General features: G+C 59.1%; 17 protein-coding genes. 12 read left to right on the top strand and 5 right to left on the bottom strand.

Annotated elements, in window-relative coordinates; translation table 11 throughout:
- Positions 1-77 precede the first annotated feature (77 nt).
- From galU to urtE, 9 genes are all read left to right on the top strand, one after another.
- Complete coding sequence (gene galU / locus GLP52_RS09225) at positions 78-977, top strand: UTP--glucose-1-phosphate uridylyltransferase GalU (protein ID WP_093734307.1); 900 nt, start codon at positions 78-80, stop codon at positions 975-977.
- Between the two features lie 263 nt (positions 978-1,240).
- Positions 1,241-2,311 (top strand): malate/lactate/ureidoglycolate dehydrogenase, encoded by a 1,071-nt coding sequence (locus tag GLP52_RS09220; protein ID WP_093734306.1) that lies wholly within the window; start codon positions 1,241-1,243, stop codon positions 2,309-2,311.
- Between the two features lie 165 nt (positions 2,312-2,476).
- Positions 2,477-3,613 carry a TAXI family TRAP transporter solute-binding subunit gene (locus GLP52_RS09215; RefSeq protein ID WP_093734305.1) on the top strand — a complete coding sequence of 379 codons (1,137 nt, stop codon included), beginning with the start codon at positions 2,477-2,479 and terminating at the stop codon, positions 3,611-3,613.
- Positions 3,614-3,707: 94 nt separating this feature from the next.
- Complete coding sequence (locus tag GLP52_RS09210; RefSeq protein ID WP_093734304.1) at positions 3,708-5,702, top strand: TRAP transporter permease; 1,995 nt, start codon at positions 3,708-3,710, stop codon at positions 5,700-5,702.
- Between the two features lie 350 nt (positions 5,703-6,052).
- Positions 6,053-7,345, top strand: coding sequence for an urea ABC transporter substrate-binding protein (gene urtA, locus GLP52_RS09205; protein ID WP_093734303.1), 1,293 nt, complete (start codon positions 6,053-6,055; stop codon positions 7,343-7,345).
- Between the two features lie 75 nt (positions 7,346-7,420).
- Positions 7,421-9,355: an urea ABC transporter permease subunit UrtB gene (gene urtB / locus GLP52_RS09200; protein ID WP_237272229.1), complete on the top strand. Its 1,935-nt coding sequence runs from the start codon at positions 7,421-7,423 to the stop codon at positions 9,353-9,355.
- Positions 9,356-9,358: 3 nt separating this feature from the next.
- Positions 9,359-10,525 (top strand): urea ABC transporter permease subunit UrtC, encoded by a 1,167-nt coding sequence (gene urtC / locus GLP52_RS09195; RefSeq protein WP_237273518.1) that lies wholly within the window; start codon positions 9,359-9,361, stop codon positions 10,523-10,525.
- The gene (urtD, locus tag GLP52_RS09190; RefSeq protein ID WP_005851852.1) at positions 10,522-11,274 is read left to right on the top strand and encodes an urea ABC transporter ATP-binding protein UrtD; all 753 of its coding nucleotides are present in this window, start codon (positions 10,522-10,524) and stop codon (positions 11,272-11,274) included. Before urtC ends, urtD begins: the two co-directional genes overlap by 4 nt.
- A complete protein-coding gene (urtE, locus tag GLP52_RS09185) occupies positions 11,267-11,962 on the top strand; it encodes an urea ABC transporter ATP-binding subunit UrtE (protein ID WP_093734300.1) in 696 nt (231 codons plus the stop codon). The genes urtD and urtE overlap by 8 nt, the downstream gene beginning before the upstream one ends.
- A 9-nt stretch (positions 11,963-11,971) precedes the next feature.
- Here the strand turns inward: urtE and GLP52_RS09180 are convergent, their stop codons facing one another.
- Complete coding sequence (locus GLP52_RS09180; protein WP_237273517.1) at positions 11,972-14,218, bottom strand: ATP-binding protein; 2,247 nt, start codon at positions 14,216-14,218, stop codon at positions 11,972-11,974.
- A 437-nt stretch (positions 14,219-14,655) separates the two neighbouring features.
- On the opposite strand from GLP52_RS09180, the gene GLP52_RS09175 reads away from it, so the two are divergent.
- From GLP52_RS09175 to GLP52_RS09165, 3 genes are all read left to right on the top strand, one after another.
- Positions 14,656-15,627, top strand: a complete 972-nt coding sequence (locus GLP52_RS09175; protein ID WP_093734298.1) for a mechanosensitive ion channel family protein — start codon at positions 14,656-14,658, stop codon at positions 15,625-15,627.
- Between the two features lie 24 nt (positions 15,628-15,651).
- On the top strand, positions 15,652-16,167 hold the full coding sequence (locus GLP52_RS09170) for a DUF421 domain-containing protein (protein ID WP_093734297.1): 516 nt from the start codon (positions 15,652-15,654) through the stop codon (positions 16,165-16,167).
- A 61-nt stretch (positions 16,168-16,228) separates the two neighbouring features.
- Positions 16,229-17,308 carry an alpha-hydroxy acid oxidase gene (locus GLP52_RS09165; RefSeq protein WP_093734309.1) on the top strand — a complete coding sequence of 360 codons (1,080 nt, stop codon included), beginning with the start codon at positions 16,229-16,231 and terminating at the stop codon, positions 17,306-17,308.
- Here the strand turns inward: GLP52_RS09165 and GLP52_RS09160 are convergent.
- The 4 genes from GLP52_RS09160 to GLP52_RS09145 are packed head-to-tail and all read right to left on the bottom strand — an operon-like array spanning position 17,305 to position 20,162.
- Entirely contained in the window at positions 17,305-18,120 is an 816-nt protein-coding gene (locus GLP52_RS09160) for an energy transducer TonB (RefSeq protein WP_237272226.1), read from the bottom strand. The genes GLP52_RS09165 and GLP52_RS09160 overlap by 4 nt on opposite strands.
- On the bottom strand, positions 18,117-18,608 hold the full coding sequence (exbD, locus tag GLP52_RS09155) for a TonB system transport protein ExbD (protein ID WP_093734295.1): 492 nt from the start codon (positions 18,606-18,608) through the stop codon (positions 18,117-18,119). Before exbD ends, GLP52_RS09160 begins: the two co-directional genes overlap by 4 nt.
- 5 nt (positions 18,609-18,613) lie before the next feature.
- A complete protein-coding gene (gene exbB, locus GLP52_RS09150; RefSeq protein ID WP_237273516.1) occupies positions 18,614-19,477 on the bottom strand; it encodes a tonB-system energizer ExbB in 864 nt (287 codons plus the stop codon).
- 1 nt (position 19,478) lies between these two features.
- On the bottom strand, positions 19,479-20,162 hold the full coding sequence (locus tag GLP52_RS09145; RefSeq protein WP_093734293.1) for a Fe2+-dependent dioxygenase: 684 nt from the start codon (positions 20,160-20,162) through the stop codon (positions 19,479-19,481).
- Between the last annotated feature and the right edge of the window lie 42 nt (positions 20,163-20,204).

Raw genomic sequence — 20,204 nt, 5'->3', positions numbered from 1 at the left:
CGATCGCTCGCGAGGTTCATTTGCTGCACGACAAGCGTTTTTCATCTATTTTACACTAAGATTTTACGAGGCTGAGCATGGCTAAGAAAATAACAAAAGCGATTTTTCCAGTGGCTGGTTTGGGAACGCGGTTTTTGCCCGCGACGAAATCTGTTCCCAAAGAGATCATGACCCTGGTCGATCGCCCGCTGGTGCAATACGCCATCGACGAAGCTCGCGCGGCCGGAATCAAGGAATTCATCTTTGTCACATCCCGCGGCAAGGGTGCGCTGGAGGACTACTTTGACCACTCTCCCGTGCTGGAACAGGAACTGCGCTCCAAAGGCAAAACAGAGCTGTTGGAGATCCTTAAAGACACCAATATGGACAGCGGTGCCATCGCCTATATCCGCCAGCACAAAGCACTTGGTCTGGGCCACGCCGTATGGTGCGCCCGTCGTCTGATCGGCAACGAACCCTTTGCGGTGATGCTGCCTGATGACGTGATCGCTGCCGACAAGCCCTGCCTGCAACAGATGATCGAAGCCTACAATGAAACCGGTGGAAACATGGTTGCGGCGATGGAAGTGAACCCTGAAAAGTCCTCTTCTTACGGTATGTTGGACATTGATGACGGTCCATCTGACGGGGCCTTGGTCAAGGTCAAAGGCATGGTCGAAAAGCCCAAAGCCGAAGACGCACCGTCGAACCTTGCCGTGATCGGCCGCTATATCCTGTCGCCAAACGTACTGAAGAACCTGAACCAGCTGAAGTCCGGCTCGGGCGGGGAAATCCAGCTGACAGATGCCATCGCGGCAGAACTGACCCAAGGCAATGATGTCTATGGCTACCGTTTCAAGGGCCAGCGTTTCGACTGCGGCTCCAAATCCGGTTTCCTGCAGGCGACCGTGTCTTTCGGCTTGGCGCGTGAAGAGCTGCGCGATGATCTTCTGGGTCATTTGAAGGTCAACTTGACGGCTGCCCGACTGGGACACTAATCTGCCGGGACGATACCTGAGGTTTTTACAGCGTCCGTGCGCAAAAACATAACCCGCGCGGTATTCCTCCATAAACAGAACCCTTGGCAGTTCCCAAGCAGTTCAGCGGCCCGCTTCTGTATCCACCCCCGCACACAACCGCGCATCCCCATCATCGCTAGTCCTTGCAGTTCATCCGCCTTGGCGCGAGGTTGCAGGTCAGTGTCGGTTACGCGCTTTGGGAGAAGCGGCGCGGCTGAGGGTATAAACGGGAGGGAATTTTGATGACGGTTGATGCAGATCAGTTAAGAGAATTTGCCACGGCAATTCTGGCGCATGCAGGGAAGGATAAAGACAGGGCCAAGCAGGTTGCCGCACGGTTGGTTGGTGCCAATCTGGCGGGGCATGATAGCCACGGTGTCGGGATGATCCCTGCGTATGTGGATGGCATCCTTGCAGGGCAGCTAGACCCTTTGGCTGACATTGAACTGGTGCAGGACAAAGGGCCATTCCTGCTGGTGGACGGCCATCGGGGCTTTGGTCATATCATCGCAGAGCAGGCGATGGCGCTTGCGATTGACCGCGCCCACAGCAGCCACTTTGCAGTGCTGTCCTTGCGCAACAGCTTTCATCTGGGTCGGCTGGGAGATTGGGGCACCATGGCGGCAGAGGCGGGGTTTATCTGCATTCTGTACGCGAATGTTCAGTCCTCGAGGCCTCTTGTGGCGCCGTTTGGCGGTAGTGACGCACGTTTTGTCACCAATCCTTATTGTACCGCGATACCTGCGACCGAAAAGCACCCGATGTTTGTGCTGGATATGGCGACCAGCACCATTGCCATGGGCAAGGCACGTGTTGCGCAGCTAAGTGGGAAGCCGGCACCCGAGGGGGCGTTGATCGATGCGCAGGGTGCTCCGACGCGTGATCCGTCGGTGGTGTTTGACGGTGCGGGCGGGGCGCTGACGGCATTTGGACAGCACAAGGGGTTTGGCTTGGCCTTGCTGGGGGATATCTTGGGTGGATCATTCAGCGGGGGCGGGGCCTATGCGCCGACCCGCGAAGTGCCGGACCGAATTGTGAATAACATGATGGCGATCCTGATCGATCCGAATGTCTTTGGTCTGGCAGAGAGCTTTGGCGTGGATGTGGACAGCTATACCGATTGGGTCAAGGCGTCGCCGGCGGCACCTGATACATCCGGCGTGCAGTTTCCGGGGGACCCTGAGCGGCGCAGCACAGCAGAGCGGTTGGCAAACGGGATCCCGCTTGATGCGGGCACTTTGGCGCAGCTGTCGGAGGCGGCGCGTAAGGCGGGGGTTCCCGAGGCCGCGCATCTTTCCTCTACCCCAGATTGACATCACCCCGGCGGCAGCGTTTTTCACGCGGTCTTTTGTTGACAGGACGAAAGCTGCACTCGTATCCTTTTCCACAGGGCGGAACCACGTTTCACAAGAAAACGGGCCGCTAACCCTGCCGCAAACGCGAATGGTTTGCGCGGCAGGATTTTCTGGGAGGAAGATATGAACGTATTAACAACGACGGTCGTGGCCTTTGGTCTTACGGCTTCTATCGCGGCCGCGCAGGATTTTGATCTGCCCAAACAGCTGAGCTGGACGGCCTATGACACCGGTTCTGCAGGCTATAACCAAGCGGTGGCGATTGGTGCCGCGCTGCAAGATGCGACAGAGGTCAACCTGCGGGTTCTGCCTGGCAAGAATGACGTGTCGCGCACAGAGCCGCTGCGTCAGGGGCGGGTTGAATTCTCGGCCACGGGCGTGGGCGGCAGCTTTATGGCGCAGGAAGGTGTGTTTGATTTCGGTGCCGAAAACTGGGGCCCGCAGCCCATCCGCGTGCTGCTGGCGAACAACGGTGGCGCGATTAACCTCGCGGTTGGTGTCGCGGGCGATCTGGGGATCGAAACCTACGCTGACCTCAAGGGTAAACGCGTGTCCTATATCGTTGGCGCACCTGCTTTGAACGTGAACACCGAAGCCTATCTGGCCTATGGCGGCCTGACATGGGACGATGTGGAGCGGGTTGATTTCGGTGGCTTTGGTGCCAGCTGGACCGGTCTGATCGAAGGGCAGGTCGATGCGGCCTTTGCATCCACCAACTCAGGCAAAGCCTATGAGGCCGAAGCCGGTCCGCGCGGGCTGTTCTGGCCCCCGATTGATCCCGAAGACACCGACGGCTTTGCCCGTATGCAAGAGGTCGCACCCTTCTTTAATATCAACAAAGCCAAGGTCGGGGCCACCATTGACGGCACCGACGGCTATCAGGGGGCCGGCTATGCCTATCCCGTGCTGACCGCGATTGCGGCCACGGACGAAGGACTGGTTTATAACATGACCAAAGCGATGGTAGAGCTGTTCCCGAAATACGACGGCAATTCCCCCGGTATCGGTGGCTGGGCGCTGGACAAACAGAATATGGAATGGGTGGTGCCCTACCACGAAGGGGCGATCCGCTACTTCAAAGAGGTAGATGCGTGGTCCGATACGGCGCAGGCGCATAACGACAAGCTTGTGCAACGCCAAGAAGCGCTGACGGCTGCGTGGGAAGCGACCAAAGCGGCAAACCCTTCTGACTGGGAAGCCGCCTGGTCCGAGGCACGCCGCAAGGCGCTGAAAGATGGCGGGTTCTCCGTCGTTTTCTAAACCTTGCCAAAGCTAAGGGCGGGCTGACCAATGTGTCGGCCCGTTCCTGCTATGCCAATTGCAGGCCCGTATCCCCAAACGAGAGAGCCCTCTTATGACGAATCCCGACACATCGCGTGCCCCGCAGTCAAAGTTTGAGGAAGTGGCGATCGACGGTGCCACCCCGGCCGAGCGCATCTCGGGACTGGCGCGTTGGGTTGTGGTCATCACGACGCTGCTGTCGCTGGTGTTGGTGGTAAACCAGCTGTTCAACCTTCAGATTATGGGGATCGTCCTGATTGACGGGCGGTATCTCTATATCCTTGGGGGCATGTTTCTGGCGCTTACGTTTCTGATTTTTCAGGCGAGGGGCGGCAAAGGCGGAGAGCCATCATTGCTAGACTGGGTGTTTTTCGCAGCGTCGGTAGGGACCACTGTCTATCTGTCGCAAACTGCGCAGCAGAACCTGTCGCAAGGGTGGGAATATGCAGCCCCTGATACGGCGCAATATGTGTCGGTCGTCTTCTTCTTTCTGATTCTGGAGGCAACGCGGCGGGCAGGCGGTCTGGTGCTGTTCCTGATTGTCACGCTCTTTGCGTTCTATCCAACCTTCGCGGGCCACGTGCCGGACCCTTTCTCGGGCTTCCAAAGCACGTTCCTGCAAACCGTGCCTTACCATATCTATTCGGCCGAAAGCTCTTTCGGCATTCCGATGAAGGCGTTTGGCGGCGTCGTGATCGGGTTCATCCTGTTCGGCGCGGTGCTGCAACGGACCGGCGGCGGGCAGTTTTTCAACGATCTGGCGCTTGGGCTTGTAGGCGGCTACCGCGGCGGGGCGGCGAAAGTGTCGATCTTTGCCAGCGGCTTTATGGGCTCCATGTCCGGCTCTGTCATTTCCAACGTGCTGACCACGGGGGCGGTCTCCATTCCCGCGATGCGCAAGACCGGATTTTCGGCCAAGACCGCTGCCGCAACAGAGGCCTGCGCCTCTACCGGCGGGGTGCTGATGCCGCCGATCATGGGGGCGACCGCCTTTGTCATGGCATCCTTTCTGTCACGTCCTTATGTCGAAATCGCCTTGGCCGCGGCCATCCCCAGCGTATTGTTCTACTGGGGGCTGTTTGCCCAGATCGACGCCTATTCCGCGAAACGCGGGCTGCGGGGTTTGCCCAAGCCTGACCTTCCGCGCCTGCGTCAGGTGATGATCGAAGGCTGGCCCTATATCTTCGTCTTCGCGCTGCTGCTCTATATGATGATCGGCCTGCGCAAGGAATCCTCTGCCCCGTTCTATGCCACGGCTTTGCTCTTGGTTGTGAATCAGTTCCGCGCCAGCCATCGTCTGAACTTTAGCCGACTTGGCAATATGATCGTCGGTGTCGGCATGGGTCTGTCAGAGCTGACGGCGATCCTGCTGGGTGTTGGCCTCATTGTCGGGTCTTTTTCGGCCACGGGGCTGGCGGGGACTTTGGTGAACGAGCTGGTGTTTCTCGCCGGCGACAGCACGTTGATCCTGTTGCTGATGGGCGCGATCACCGCGTTTATCTTTGGCATGGGGATGACGGTCACGGCCTGTTATATCTTCCTCGCCGTGGTGCTTGCCCCTGCGCTTGAGGCAGGCGGGTTGAACCAGTTGGCGGTGCATCTGTTCATCTTGTACTGGGGTATGGTCAGCTACATCACGCCGCCGGTCGCCCTTGGGGCTTTTGCGGCCTCTACCATGGCGGGGTCGAACCCGATTGCAACGGGGTTCGAAGCGATGCGCCTTGGCGGGGTGATCTATATCGCGCCCTTCTTCTTCGTGCTGAACCCTGCGTTAATCGGACAAGCCCCCGCGTGGGAGGTCGTCGTCGCGTTGAGCTGTGCGATGATCGGCGTGACGCTGATCTCGGCGGCGTTGCAGGGCTACATCAGCCTTGTCGGTCCGATAGAGGGCCGCGCCGCGCTGCCGATGCGGATCGCGCTGTTCTTTGGTGGCGTGCTGATTGCCATGCCTGAGAATGATCTGGCCGGCTTGGGCTATAGCCTGTCCTTTATCCTTGGTGCCGCCCTGTGTGCGCTGCCCATGATGCGCGCGTGGCAGGCGACCTCTGCCGCGCGCGTCGCGCCCTAGCCAATGGCCCTCGGGCGCGCGCAGGTTGCGTGCGCCCCCATCTACGCCCGCACCTGCGTGCGCCCGTAGGCTATATTTTAAGCGTTCCTGACCTCTATCGCCAAAAAATAAGGCGCGAGCGGTGGTGTGTCTGGTGACATGCCATTTTTTCTAGCGACTCTGCCGCTGCCCTAGGCATCTTGGCTCTGTGCCGAGAAAGGCAACACCGTCGCACGGCCAGCAATCCTGGCAGATGTAACAAGCCATGCGACGATCACAACAATATGCTGCGCCTCCTGTTTAACGTGCTTGGGGGCCCCAGAAAAGTGCGTTCTGACGCAAGGGGTAGCAGCGCCAACAGGGGATAGAAAATGACAACATTCACCAAACTCGCTGCCTGCGCGACTGCCGCGCTGATGGGCTCCACCTCGCTGGTGATGGCGCAGGATTGTGCCGATCCGGTCAAGGTCGGCGTGCTGCACTCGCTGTCGGGGACCATGGCGATTTCCGAGACGACGTTGAAAGACACCATGCTGATGTTGATCGACGCGCAGAACGAAAAAGGCGGCGTACTGGGCTGTCAGATCGAGGCGGTCGTGGTTGACCCTGCCTCTGACTGGCCATTGTTTGCTGAGAAAGCACGCGAGCTGCTGACCGTGAACGAAGTCGACGTGATCTTTGGCAACTGGACATCCGTGTCGCGCAAATCCGTGCTGCCCGTCATCGAAGAGCTGAACGGTCTGCTGTTCTACCCCGTGCAATATGAGGGTGAGGAATCGTCCAAGAACGTGTTCTACACCGGTGCCGCCCCCAACCAGCAGGCGATTCCTGCGGTGGATTACTTCCTCGAAGAACTGGGCGTCGAGAAATTCGCACTGCTCGGCACCGACTATGTGTACCCGCGTACCACCAATAACATCCTCAAATCCTACCTGATGTCCAAGGGCATTGCCGAAGAAGACATCTTTGTGAACTACACACCATTCGGTCAATCCGATTGGGCAACGATCGTGGGCGATGTTGTGGCACTGGGCGAGGACGGCAAGCAGGTCGGCGTTGTATCGACCATCAACGGCGACGCGAACATCGGCTTTTACAAGGAACTCGCCGCGGCGGATGTGTCGGCTGACGATATTCCGGTTGTTGCGTTCTCGGTCGGCGAAGAAGAGCTGTCAGGTCTCGATACGTCAAACCTTGTCGGGCATCTGGCAGCGTGGAACTACTTTATGTCAGCAGATACCCCCGCGAATGCCGAATTTATCCAACAGTGGAAAACATCTATCGGCGACGACAAGCGCGTGACGAACGACCCGATGGAGGCGCATTACATCGGCTTTAACATGTGGGTGAACGCGGTTGAACAAGCCGGGACCACCGATGTCGATGCCGTGCGCAGCGCCATGTACGGGCAGACCTTCCCGAACCTGACAGGCGGCACCGCCGAGATGCTGGTGAACCACCACCTGTCCAAGCCCGTCCTCATTGGCGAGATCACAGCCGACGGGCAGTTCGACATCATCAGCCAGACCGATCCTGTCGAAGGCGACGCGTGGACAGATTTCCTGCCCGAAAGCGCTGTGCTCACGTCCGACTGGAAAGAGCTGGAATGCGGCATGTACAACACCGAAACGGAAACATGCGTTCAGTTGACCTCTAACTACTGATCCTGAACGTCGGGGCGGCAGCATGTCTGGCCGCCCCCACCACCATATTTCCTAGATTTACCACAAGGGTCTCCTATGTTCCGCCACCTGTTAATGCTCCTCTGTTGGGTGGGCATCGTGGGCGCGGCACAGGCGCAAGATTTGCAGCCCGTGCTTCAAGCCCATGCCGAAGAAATCGCCAAACCCTCGCGCAGCTCTGTGTCTGTCGCGCTGGACGATCTGGCCGCCTCTGGCGCGCCACAGGTCAGTGTTTTTCTTGAGCAGTGGCAGGACAAAGGGGTCTGGCAGCGCGAGGCCGACGGTGTGTTCTTTTTCGGGACCGAGACAGGCGATGATCTGACCTTGCGCGATATTGACACCGGTGCGGAAAGCTCGGCACCGACAAATGGCTTTTCGCAGTTAAAGCCCAATGGCGGTGTGCGCCGGCTGATCGGGACGGCTTTGGTGCAATTCCAGCTAACCGATCCCGATCTTGCGCGCCGCCAAAGCGCTGTCGATTCCATCGCCCGCCGACCCGAGGCCGACCAGCTTGGTCCCCTGCGCGCATCGATAGAGGCAGAGCCGGACGCGGCATTGAAGGCGCGGAAAATACAGTTGACCAATTTCCTATCTGCCAGCTTTGGCGACACACCCGAGGAGCGCATCGCGGCGATCACATCAATGGCGACCGATACCTCAATCGAAGCGCGGGCCGTGATGAACCAGATATTGTCGACCAAGACGGCAACCCCGTCTCAAACGCCCTCTGGCAATGTCGCGCGGGTGCTGACGTCAGGCGATGATCTTTCACAGGCTGATGCCTATGCCCAGCTTGTGGCAGCGGGTCTTGCACCGACCATTATTTCCGCCGCTGCAATCCGCGAGGCCTTGGCTGCTCATGTCGTTGGCGGGCGGGTCGGGGGCATTCCTACCTCACAGCTGGATACCGATGCCGGACGCGCCAAGGCCTATGCCGCACTTGCCGCCGCAGGCACCGTGCCGCCACTTGTGACAGAGCTGGACCAGCAAAGCGCCGTGGCGGACATGAACTTCTACGAGGTGTATGACGAGCCCGACAGCGCTGTCACAGACGCCGCGCGGGCCACACTCGACAGTATTGAAACCCGCGTTGCCGCTGCCCAAACTGTTGACCTGACGCTGGACGCGCTGTCGCTTGCGTCGATTTATTTCCTTGCCGCGATTGGTCTTGCCATCACCTTTGGGGTGATGGGAGTCATCAACATGGCGCATGGCGAGTTTATCATGATGGGGGCCTATACCGGCTACGTCGTTCAGCTTTTCGTGCCAGATTACACGCTGTCGATCATCATCGCCCTGCCGCTGGCCTTTGCGGTAACTTTCGCCGCCGGTGTGGTGATGGAGCGGTTGGTGATCCGTCATCTCTACCACCGCCCGCTAGAGACATTGCTGGCGACCTTTGGCATCTCGATCGCGTTGCAACAGCTGGCCAAGAACATCTTTGGCACGCAGGCACGGCCACTTACATCTCCGGGCTGGCTAGACGGGGCTTGGGTGATCTCGGATGTGATCCAGATCAGCTATATCCGCATTGCGATCTTCGTGCTGGCGTTGCTGTTTCTGGGGCTGATCCTGTTTGTGCTCAAACGCACACGATTGGGGCTCGAGGTGCGGGCCGTAACGCAGAACCCCGGTATGGCGGCCAGCATGGGCATCAATCCCGACCGCATCAATATGATGACCTTTGGTCTTGGGTCCGGCATCGCGGGGATCGCGGGGGTGGCCATCGGGCTCTATGCCAAGGTCACGTCTGAGATGGGGGCCGACTATATCGTGCAATCCTTCATGACTGTGGTCGTGGGGGGCGTCGGTAATGTCTGGGGCACGCTTGCGGGCGCGTCGCTGATCGGCTTCCTGCAAAAGGGGATCGAATGGTTCAACCCGTCCAATACCCTCGCAGCACAGACGTATATGGTGCTGTTCATCATCCTGTTCATTCAATTCCGTCCCAAGGGCATCGTTGCCCAAAAGGGTCGGGCAGCGGCGGATTGATCCATGCGTAAAACATTCCTTTCACAAAACCCCTCTGTCATGTGGTTCATCGCCTTTCTGGGGCTATTCACTTTGGCTGTCGCAATCGGGTCAGAGGCAACAGGCACCGGCCTTATCTCTACCTCGATGGTCAAGACCTTGGGTAAGACGCTGTGCCTGTGTCTCATCGCCATCGCAATGGATGTGGTCTGGGGGTATTGCGGTATCCTAAGCCTTGGGCACTTTGCCTTCTTCGGCATCGGCGGCTACGCCATCGGCATGTGGCTGATGTATGCGCGGACCGAAGGCATCGTTATGACCAGTCTCGAAGGCCACGTTATCCCGCCCACGCCGCAAGAGGTGCAGGACGCCATCGGCAATCAGATTTTCGGCGTCGTTGGTAGCTCTGACTTTCCGTGGCTCTGGGCGTTCTCGGACAGTCTGTTTCTGCAACTGCTGATGGTGGTGATCGTGCCGGGGCTTCTGGCACTGGTTTTTGGCTGGCTGGCGTTCCGGAGCCGTGTGACGGGCGTTTACTTGTCGATCCTGACGCAGGCGATGACGTTGGCCCTGTCACTGTGGCTGTTCCAGAACGACAGTGGCTTGCGCGGTAACAACGGGCTGTCAGGGTTGCAGAATATTCCGGGGTACGAAGACACTTCGCAGGCGACCACAAGCCTTGTGTTCTTTATGGGGTCAGCGCTGGCGCTGGCGCTTGGGTATACCCTCTTTGCTTGGGTGGTGTCGGGCAAGATGGGCAGCGTGGTGCAAGGCATCCGCGACAACGAGGCCCGCGTCCGCTTTCTTGGCTACCGGGTGGAACGCTACAAGCTGTTCATCTTTACCCTCACCGCCGTGATCGCGGGTATCGCCGGGGCGCTATATTACCCGCAGGCCGGTATCATCAATCCGGCCGAGATCGCGCCGATTGCGTCGATCTATCTGGCGGTCTGGGTCGCGATTGGCGGGCGCGGGCGGCTTTACGGCGCGGTGATCGGGGCGGCGTTTGTGTCATTGCTTTCCAGCTGGTTCACGGGCGGCGGCGCACCTGCCATTAACCTCGGGTTCTATACGATCCTATGGACTGACTGGTGGCTGGTTCTGCTTGGCGTATCCTTTGTTTGCGTCACCTTGTTCTTCCCCAAGGGGATCGGCGGCCTGTTTGATTATCTGGTGAGGAAACCGTCATGAACGATACCCTGTTAGAAGTCTCTGGCGTGTCAAAATCCTTTGACGGGTTCAAAGCGATCAACAACTTGTCGATCCAGATCGCAGAGCCCGAACTGCGTGCCGTGATCGGGCCCAACGGGGCGGGCAAGACCACCTTTATGGACATCATCACGGGCAAGACACGCCCCGACAGTGGCCATGTCGTCTGGGGGGAGCGGAATATATCGCTGCTTGGCATGTCAGAGGCGGATATCGCGAACGAAGGAGTGGGGCGCAAGTTTCAGAAACCCACCGTGTTCGAGGCGCAGACCGTGCGGCAGAACCTTGCCATGGCGCTGAAGAACCCGCGCGGGCCGCTGGCAGTGTTGCTGCACCGCAAGACCCCGTCCAACGCTGCGCGGATCGAAGGCATCGCGGCAGAGATCGGCCTGACCGAAAGTTTGACCCGCATCGCCGGAGAGTTGAGCCACGGCCAGAAACAATGGCTGGAGATCGGCATGTTGCTGGCACAGGAGCCGCGTCTGCTGTTGGTTGATGAACCCGCCGCCGGCATGACGGTAGAGGAACGCGAAAAGACCACCGACATTCTGAAACGTGCCGCCAAGACCCGCGCCGTGGTGGTGGTGGAACATGACATGGAATTCGTGCGCAGGCTCGACTGCAAGGTCACGGTGCTGCACGAAGGATCGGTGCTGGCCGAAGGCAGTTTGGACCACGTGACATCCAACCCGAAAGTGATCGAAGTTTATCTGGGGCGTGGCCATGCTTGAAGTTGAAAATCTGGACCTGCACTATGGTCAAAGCCGCATTCTTTACGAGGTGTCCTTTCAGGCCCCCAAGGGGCAGATCACAACCTTGATCGGCAATAACGGGGTGGGGAAGACCTCCACCCTCAAGGCGATTGCAGGCCGGCATCCGGCGTCGGCGGGGACGATTACGGTTGATGGAACCCCTGTACGTTTGACCACAGCCTTTCAGGCGGCGAATGCGGGCATTGCTTATGTGCCGCAGGGGCGCGAGGTTTTCCCGATGATGACGGTTGAAGAGAACCTTGAGACGGGGTTTGCCTGCCTACCCAAGGCCGAGCATCACATTCCCGACCATATCTACGACCTGTTCCCCGTCCTGCGTGACATGAAAGCGCGGCGCGGGGGCGATCTGTCGGGCGGGCAGCAGCAACAGCTTGCCATCGCGCGGGCGCTGATCACACGGCCGCGGGTTTTGTTGCTGGACGAACCGACCGAAGGCATCCAGCCCAATGTGATCCAGCAGATCGGAGACGCTCTACGGTTGTTGCGCAGCCTAGGCGAGATGGCGATTGTGCTGGTCGAACAGAACGCCGATTTTGCCTATGCGCTGGGCGATAGCTTTATCGTGGTCGAAGGCGGGCGCAACGGTACGCGCAAGCTAAAGGCAGATTATACCAAGGACATGCTGATTGCTGATCTGGCGCTTTAGCCTGCGCACTTAAGCCACCATTGCGACGTCGGGATCTTCATCGGTGGAGGGACAGGTGAACCAGAACACGGTTTCCTCGCCGGGGACGCTATCAAACCCGATTTCGCCGCCCATTGCCTCGACCAGATGGCGCGAGATATTGAGCCCCAGACCGGTCCCGCCACGTTGCCGCGTGTTAGAGGCCTCGGCCTGCGAGAAGGGTTGGAAAATACGCTCGCGGAATTCATCCGAGATACCGTTGCCTTGATTGGTGACAGAGATTCTCGTCATGTCGCCCATCGGGGTGGCGGTCACGGTTACGGCAGTATCTGGATAGGCGAATTTACATGCGTTCGACAGCAGGTTTGTCAGCACCTGCATGATGCGGTTCTTGTCTGTCAGCACATGGTGGTCGGGTGCGGGAGGCGCGACGGCGATCTCGACCTTCCATTCGGTGGCATAGGGTTCGACCTGCTCGGCTGCCAGTGCGACAATATCACCAAGCTTTTCGGGTCTGGAGGCAACGCTCATGCTGCCCGCGTTGATTTTTTCCATATCCAAAATGTCGTTTACCAGCGCGACCAGACGGTCGCAGTTGGCCGAGGCGATCTGGACCAGACGAACGGCACTTGCGTTCGTGTTGTCCTTGGTTTGCGCCTCAAGCAGGCCCAATGCGCCCTTGATAGAGGTCAGCGGCGTGCGCAGTTCGTGGCTGACGGTGGCGACAAAGTCGTGCTTCATCTGCTCGAGCTTGTAGGTTTCGGTTATATCGATCTGGATACCCAGCATCCGCAGTGCGGTCCCGTCCTTGGCTCTTTCCACCACCACGGCGTCAGATTTGATCCAGCGCCAGTTGTCGCGACCGACCCGAACGCGAAAGCGGGCCTCGGCGCGGTCGGTCATACCGTTGATGCAGGCCATTTCGCTCTTTTCGACAATTGCGATGTCGTCGGGGTGTATATGCTGCATCTTGCTGGCATAGGGGTTCGGGCGATTGTGGTCAGCAAGGCACTGCATGATCTCGCGCCATGTGTCTGACACCACCGACGTGTCGTTTTCCAGGTCCATGTCGAAAACGCCGATATGCGCACTGCTCAGCGCAAGGCTCCAGCGTTGTTCGGTTTCCGCGATCTTGTGTGCACGGCGCTGGCTGTCGGTGATATCACGCAGCATCAGCGTAATGCGGGTTTCCCGGTCTGCAGTAAGCCAGGTGTTTTTCTCGACCTCCAACGTGCGCGGTTCGTTGGTGCCGGGCAGGGGCGGCACGACGATCTTGGTGCCCCCGTCAGCGCGATAAATGTCAACCTGGGGCAGATGGTCTTGAATGAAATCGCCGGTGGCATCCTTGGTAAGGCCTGCGGCGTTCAAGTGTCGGCGGGCGGCATTGTTGAGATGCAGGATCTCTCCCGATTGCCGCACCGAAATTATGGGAAGCATTGCGTTCTCAAGGATCGAGCGTTTTTCCTGATGCTGCGTCTCAAGTTCGCGGGTTTTGTCGGCAACGGTCTGGCTGATCGTCAGATTGCGTTTCAGGATCACCGACTGGATCACGAGGATCAGCGTGGTAATGACCAGTGAAAGCCCTAGCACAATCCACTTGGCCCTGTTGGGTTGCGCCGCTTCGAAGGTCGGCGTGCTGCCCCAACTAAAGGTCATGCGCTGGCCATAGCCATAGTGATCGCGCTTGTAAGAAAACTGGGGAACGTGATCTGGATAGGCGCTTGTTGTTCCGGGCTGAAAGGCCGTGCTGTCGGATCGATAGAAAGACACCTCTAGGTTAATAAGGTCCTTTTGAGACGGGAATAAATCGCGAAATATTTCCGGGACATCCAACATTGCAAAAGCAAACCCAAAGAATGATCCCTCACGATCGGGCGTGCTTTCGCCCGACGCAAGAGGCAGGAAAATGGGCTTGATCAGCAATGAGTGCCATTTGCCGCCATGCTCCATAGGTAAGCTGGACAGGGTTTGGTTGCTATCGCGTGCTGCTATTGCAGTGGCCAGAAAATCGGGATGATCTGAAAAAATGTTTCCCAACATGCCATCAAAAGCATTCAAGGGTGCCATATGACGCACTGTAAAATCTGTGCGGCTTGAATCCGCTTCCAAGTTATCGGGCATGGCAAAACCAATGCCATCAAGCACATAGGAACCGTCGGCGACATGGACAGATGCAGCATAGGTCAACATATCCTGCGCCGTCACCTCGTCAGAGGCCGCAATAAACCCCCCAACCCCGTCCAGCGTTCTGCCGTATTCTTCTGCGCGCTGTCCCATGGCGGCTAGTCCTTGGTCCACCAATGCATGGAACCGGTCTTGTGCCTGAACGTGCACGGTATTGCGCGCGACGAAAAAGAACAGGAACGATAAGCCGAGGCAGACGCAGAGGGTGATCAGCTGAAAGTGTGCGAGCTTACGCGGAATTATCATCTTTGCCCTGTCATCAAGAAGAGCGTCGTGGGTCGGGCGCTCTGGGTCGTTAAAGCTATCTGTGGTACGTATTGGGTGGGGAAACTGGCGGAATTATGGCGCTGTTGCGTATTTCACACAAGGCTTGCGCAGCGTTGGACGTAATTTGGGCGCATTTCCCAGAGGTAGTTCGGAACCCGCGGGGGTGACGCGTTGTTTGTTCCTTAAATGTGATTAAAAAGCCACATAGGTTCTGCGCGACGAACCGTTTAGGCTAAGTCGCGAACAATAAAGGATCGCCCCCTATGGAAGAAGTCGATGCAAACCCCGGCCTGATTTTTGATAAACTTGATGGGTGGCTGGACGGCTTCTTTAGATTGCTCCCAAATATCGGTGTCGCACTGGTGGTGGCGGTCGTCTTTTGGTTCTTGGGAATGGGCATCGGTGCGTTGATCCGCAAGACGGCAGGTCGGCGCGGGCGTGATAATCTTGGGAACGTTGGTGGCTCGCTGATGCGGTGGGCGGTGACAATTATCGGCTTTATGCTGGCCGTCACCATCATCGCGCCAACGGTCACTCCGGGGGATCTGATTGCCGGGCTCGGCGTCAGCTCGGTTGCGATAGGGTTCGCGTTCAAGGATATCTTGCAAAACATGCTCGCCGGTATTCTGATCCTGCTGCGTCAACCGTTCGAGGTTGGCGATCAGATCGTGTCGGGGGGCCATGAGGGCACTGTCGAAAAGATCGAAACCCGTGCCACGATGATCAAAACCTATGATGGTCGTCGCGTCGTAATTCCCAACTCGGACATCTATACCGACAGTGTGGTGGTCAACACGGCCTTTGACACGCGGCGGTCTGAATATGACATTGGTGTCGGCTGCAATGATGACTGGGATACGGCTCGCAAGGTCATGCAAGACGCCTGCGCTGGCGTTGAGGGCGTGGAAGCAGACCCTGCACCCGAAACAATTCCCGTCGAGCTGGGGGATTCAGCGAATATCATCCGTCTACGCTGGTGGACCAAATCTGACCGCGCGTCGCAAATCCATACGTTCGGGGCCGTGCTGCAGGCGGTCTACAAGTCGCTGGATCAAAAGGGGATCGACATGCCGTATCCGACCCAGGTGCATCTGTTCCACGACCAGACAGAAGAAACCGACGGCAACCGCCGTGCTCAGCGCGAAGGGTGGCCCGCGGGCGAGGGCGATGTGCCAAAATCGCGTGCCCAGAAACGCGACGAACAAAAGCCACAAGACCGTTCCAGCAACGCCTAGAGACCCCATCAGAGGAGGAACTACATGTTTTTCGACAACACTGTGCTCGACGTTCTGGCGCGCGGCTTTGTCCTAAGCGGTGTGGCGTTGTTCTGGATCATCTTGATGGTGCGGATCGTCGGGCTGAATTCATTCTCCAAAATGACCAATTTCGACTTTGTGACGACAATCGCCTTCGGCTCTTTGTTGGCGGGGGCGGCGCAGGCATCGGATTGGAAGGCGTTCTTCCAGACGTTGGTCGCGACGGCGTGCCTGTTTCTGTTCCAGTTTACTTTATCGTATTTTCGGCGGCGCTCCTCGACGGTGCTTCATACCATTCAGAATGCGCCGGTATATCTGATGAAGGACGGTAAAATCTGCGAAGAAGCCATGCGGGTAAAGCGTGTGTCGCGTAGCGACTTGATGGAGAAACTGCGCGAATCCAACGTCTCGCGATTAAGCGATGTACGTGCAGCGGTGTTTGAGACGACGGGCGAGGTTTCTGTCCTGTGTGGGGACGAGATAGATGACGCCATGCTGGAGTTTGTTAAAGACGTATAAGTCACATACCTGACTGTTTTAGTCGCTTGTAGTGGCGGTCGTTTTGCGCGATCTATGGGCCATGCCTATTACCTTGTCAGACTTCGAACAATCCGCCCATACGACCCTTGCCAATGACGTGTTTGCCTACCTCGAAGGCGGCGCGGAGGCAGAGCTGTCGCTAAATCAGAACCGTGCCGCCTTTGGCCGGATTGGCTTGCTGCCGAAGTTGCTGGGCGATTGCGGCGGCGGGCATACGCGCGTCACGATACTGGGGAAACCTGCCGCGCATCCTATCATGGTCGCACCCATGGCGTTTCAGCGGCTTTTCCATGCGCAGGGCGAAAATGCGACCGCGCTGGCTTGTGCGGCGCAAGAGGCGGTGATGGTGCTGAGCTGCCAGACCAGCACAGCGCCCGAAGAGATCGCAGCCATTCCCGGACGGCGCTGGTTTCAACTTTATATGCAAGCCGATCATGACAGCACGATGTCTCTGGTCACCCGCGCCGTTGCCTGCGGAGCGGAGGCACTGGTGGTCACGCTGGACGCGCCGATTAATGGCCTGCGAGACCGCGAAGTCGCGGCCGGTTTCGCCCTGCCGGACGGGGTGCGCCCCGTGATGCTGGATCCTCTGCCGCAACCGCGTCGACCTCAGTTGCAGGACGGGCAAAGCGTGGTGTTCGACGGCATGATGGTCTTTGCGCCCACGTGGAAGGATTTGACACGACTGATCGCGGACAGCCCCGTTCCGGTAATCATCAAGGGGTGCCTGCGCCCCGAGGATGCCCGCCGGTTTGTCGATGCCGGTGTTGCGGGGATCATCGTGTCGAACCACGGGGGGAGGGTGCTGGATACCGTGCCCGCACCGGTGACGCAGCTGGCCGCCGTGGTGCAAGCGTTGGGGCCGGAAGTGCCGGTCTATCTAGACGGCGGCATCCGGCGCGGGAGCGATGTGTTCAAAGCACTGGCGCTTGGGGCCGAAGCGGTGCTGGTCGGCCGCCCCGTGATGCATGGGTTGATCGTCGACGGGGCGCGGGGGGCCAGTCAGGTGCTGCGGCGTCTGCGTGACGAGCTAGAGGTGACGATGGCACTTTGTGGCTGCGCGACGGTTGCAGGCATTACCCCCGACATGCTCGCCCCGTTCGAAGAGTCGCGCCCCTAGCGGAAGCGGTAGCTGATCGGGATCGCCAGATTGAACGGACCACCCCCCATCGCCGATGGCGGACGGGGCAGGGTTTCAAGGCGGTCAAAGATGTTCAACGCGGCTTGATCCAGTACGGGCCAGCCCGATGACTTCGACACCTCGCGCGCTTTGATCTGACCGTATTGATCCAGCGTGAACGCTACCGTCGTTGTGCCCTCGGCTCGGGCGTCGCGGGCGCGGCGGGGGTAATCCTTGGCGGCGTTCAGTGCCAGTACCAGCGATTTTTGCCACTCGGTGATCTCTGCCCGCTCTGCGTCTGTCAGACCCTGTTCCTTGGCAGAGCTTTGATCCTGTTCATCCTGACCGGGGCTCGCCTTTGGGGCAGCTGCGGTGCTTTGCGCGGCGTTTTCGTTTTCGGTCTCTTCCTGCAACTCGGTCGGCGTTTCGGTCGCTTCCTTGTCCGTGTCGACTTCTTGATCGGGGTTGGCGATCTTGAATTGCAGTTCTGGGTCGTCCGGCGTGTGCGGTATCTGTGCGAGCAGCGGATCGTTGGATGCTTTGGCTTCTTCGCGCTCGGCAGGGCTTTCCAATGTGGCTTGGCTATCCTCGGCGGGCGGGCCATCGGGCAGGTCCGTTTCGGGCGCGGCCATGATCATCTCGACCTCGGCCAGATCAATCAGCTCGCGGCCCTGAATGCCCGCTTCTTCCGGCGGCTCATAGGCAGAGGCCTGCGTCAGCCACAGTGCGACCAGCGCACCGTGTAGGCCGATGCTCAGCCCCGCACCCAGCATCAAACCGGCTCCGTATTTCGGGGCGTAGGCAAAGCTCATTCGGGTGCGTCCTGCAAAGCGGCGGCAGGCGGAGACGTGGCAAGGTCGCCAGCCGCAGCGGGCGCGGGACCGCCCTCCTCCTCAAGCCCGACCAGCCCGATCTTCAGATAGCCTTCGCTGCGCATGCGGTTCATCACCGCCATCACTTCGCCATAAGGGACAGAGCGATCAGCATTGATATAGATGCGCGTGCCCAGATCCAGACGGGTCAGGATACCAAGACGCATGTTGAGATCACCCAAGGATACATCCTCTTCGCCGACACTGAGGCTCAGGTCCTGATGAATGGTAACAAAGACCGGATCATCGGGGCGCGGCGTGGGGGTGCCGGTGGCGACCGGCAGTTCCACGTTGACGTCCACGGTGGACAGCGGGGCCGCCACCATAAAAATGATCAGCAGCACCAGCATCACGTCGATGAACGGGGTGATGTTGATATCTGCGTTCGGGGCTAGGTCATCGCCGCCATCTGAAAGTCGCACGCCCATGTGGGTTACTCCGCTGCCAGTTTGGTGGCGATATCAGCGGTGGTGTGGGGCACGTCGGTGATACGCTCGGCGCGGTCCAGATCGCGCGACAAGCAGCGTTCCACCAGCGCCGCGGCATCCCCCACACGCGCGCGGTAGCCGGTGACGACGCGGGTGATGTGGTTATAAAGCAGCACGGCAGGGATCGCGGCGACCAGACCGATGGCGGTGGCCAGTAGCGCTTCGGCGATACCGGGGGCCACAACTGTCAGGCTGGTGCTGCCGCTTTCCGCGATGCCGATAAAGCTGTTCATGATGCCCCAGACCGTGCCGAAAAGCCCGATGAACGGCGCTGTCGACCCGATGGAGCCGAGGACCATCGCGCCCGACTGCATCGAGCGCGCGGCCCCCGCCTCGATCCGCGAAAGCTCGGATGCGACGCGTTCCTTGATGCCCGCCTTGTTCAACCCGTCCGAGATGTCGATCTCAGCCAAAGCGGCGCGGATCATGGCGCGCATGGGGCCGGAAAAGGATTTCGCCTGCGCGCCTTTGACGGCACCTGCTTTGACAAGCTTGCGGTAAGACCGGCGCAGCCGCGCATTGGCCCAGCTGACCTGCAGGATTTTGCCCGCCCATACGGCCCAGCCCAGAACCGAGGCGATGGCCAGCCCGAACATCACCGCCTTCACGACGATATCGGCCCCCATGAACATCGCCAGCGGTGAATGGCCGCCCTGCTGCGCAGCAATGCGCATGGGGTCGGATAGGGTAGGCCCGATCCATTCATCGACCCATGTGATCAGCGCGATGTTGACCGACGCGGTGTCGGCTGCGGCCAGTTGCGGCGTCGCGATAAGGACAGCCGCCAGAAGGATACTCGGAAATTTCATGTTAGGTCTCTGCCCATTGCCGGATGAGATTGTGATAGATGCCGGTCAGGCGCACAGCGGTCGGGTCGTTCAGACCCGCGCTGGCCGACAGCTCTTGGATGGATTGATCCAGATCGAAAAGGATCTCGCGCTGGCCGCCGTCGCGGATCATCGACTGCACCCAGAAGAACGATGCAACACGCGCACCACGGGTGACAGGCGTGACCTGATGCAGCGAGGTCGACGGGTAGAGCACACAGTGCCCCGCAGGCAGCTTGACCGATTGGGTGCCGTAATTGTCTTCGATGACCAGCTCGCCACCGTCATAGTCTTCGGGATCATTCAGGAACAGCGTGCACGACAGATCGGTCCGCAGGCGCTGGCCGGTTTGCGGGTTCACGCGGATGGCATTGTCGACATGCACGCCAAAGGTCTCTGCCTCTTCGTAACGGTTGAACATCGGGGGCAGGACATGCAGCGGGAGGGCGGCGGAAACCCACGTGGGGTTGCCCATCAACCGCTGGAGCACCAGCGTCTGCAGATCAGGCAGGACGGGGCTGTCGAGGGGAATTTGCTGGTTGCGTTTGGTTTGCGCCGACTGCGCACCGGCGGTGTTGCAACCATCATCCCATTGGGCCGTTTCAATGACAGATCTAATGTGGGCAACTTCCTGCGGTGACAGGATATTTTCGACGCAGAGCAACATGGTGTATCCTTTCGAGGGGATCGGCTGGCGGCGCGGGTCTGC

This window comes from Sulfitobacter sp. M22 (genome assembly GCF_021736025.1).
Classification (GTDB): Bacteria; Pseudomonadota; Alphaproteobacteria; order Rhodobacterales; family Rhodobacteraceae; genus Sulfitobacter; species Sulfitobacter litoralis.
This window is presented reverse-complemented; position numbering and strand designations above follow the sequence as displayed.

Bases quoted from the DNA above. Each gene is read 5' to 3' on its own strand.
- GLP52_RS09210 (WP_093734304.1), top strand. From the start codon at position 3,708: ATGACGAATCCCGACACATCGCGTGCCCCGCAGTCAAAGTTTGAGGAA.
- urtA (WP_093734303.1), top strand. From the start codon at position 6,053: ATGACAACATTCACCAAACTCGCTGCCTGCGCGACTGCCGCGCTGATG.
- urtC (WP_237273518.1), top strand. From the start codon at position 9,359: ATGCGTAAAACATTCCTTTCACAAAACCCCTCTGTCATGTGGTTCATC.
- GLP52_RS09215 (WP_093734305.1), top strand. From the start codon at position 2,477: ATGAACGTATTAACAACGACGGTCGTGGCCTTTGGTCTTACGGCTTCT.
- urtB (WP_237272229.1), top strand. From the start codon at position 7,421: ATGTTCCGCCACCTGTTAATGCTCCTCTGTTGGGTGGGCATCGTGGGC.
- urtD (WP_005851852.1), top strand. From the start codon at position 10,522: ATGAACGATACCCTGTTAGAAGTCTCTGGCGTGTCAAAATCCTTTGAC.
- GLP52_RS09220 (WP_093734306.1), top strand. From the start codon at position 1,241: ATGACGGTTGATGCAGATCAGTTAAGAGAATTTGCCACGGCAATTCTG.
- exbB (WP_237273516.1), bottom strand. From the start codon at position 19,477: ATGAAATTTCCGAGTATCCTTCTGGCGGCTGTCCTTATCGCGACGCCG.
- GLP52_RS09160 (WP_237272226.1), bottom strand. From the start codon at position 18,120: ATGAGCTTTGCCTACGCCCCGAAATACGGAGCCGGTTTGATGCTGGGT.
- GLP52_RS09180 (WP_237273517.1), bottom strand. From the start codon at position 14,218: ATGGGACAGCGCGCAGAAGAATACGGCAGAACGCTGGACGGGGTTGGG.
- urtE (WP_093734300.1), top strand. From the start codon at position 11,267: ATGCTTGAAGTTGAAAATCTGGACCTGCACTATGGTCAAAGCCGCATT.
- GLP52_RS09145 (WP_093734293.1), bottom strand. From the start codon at position 20,162: ATGTTGCTCTGCGTCGAAAATATCCTGTCACCGCAGGAAGTTGCCCAC.
- galU (WP_093734307.1), top strand. From the start codon at position 78: ATGGCTAAGAAAATAACAAAAGCGATTTTTCCAGTGGCTGGTTTGGGA.
- GLP52_RS09165 (WP_093734309.1), top strand. From the start codon at position 16,229: ATGCCTATTACCTTGTCAGACTTCGAACAATCCGCCCATACGACCCTT.
- GLP52_RS09170 (WP_093734297.1), top strand. From the start codon at position 15,652: ATGTTTTTCGACAACACTGTGCTCGACGTTCTGGCGCGCGGCTTTGTC.
- exbD (WP_093734295.1), bottom strand. From the start codon at position 18,608: ATGGGCGTGCGACTTTCAGATGGCGGCGATGACCTAGCCCCGAACGCA.
- GLP52_RS09175 (WP_093734298.1), top strand. From the start codon at position 14,656: ATGGAAGAAGTCGATGCAAACCCCGGCCTGATTTTTGATAAACTTGAT.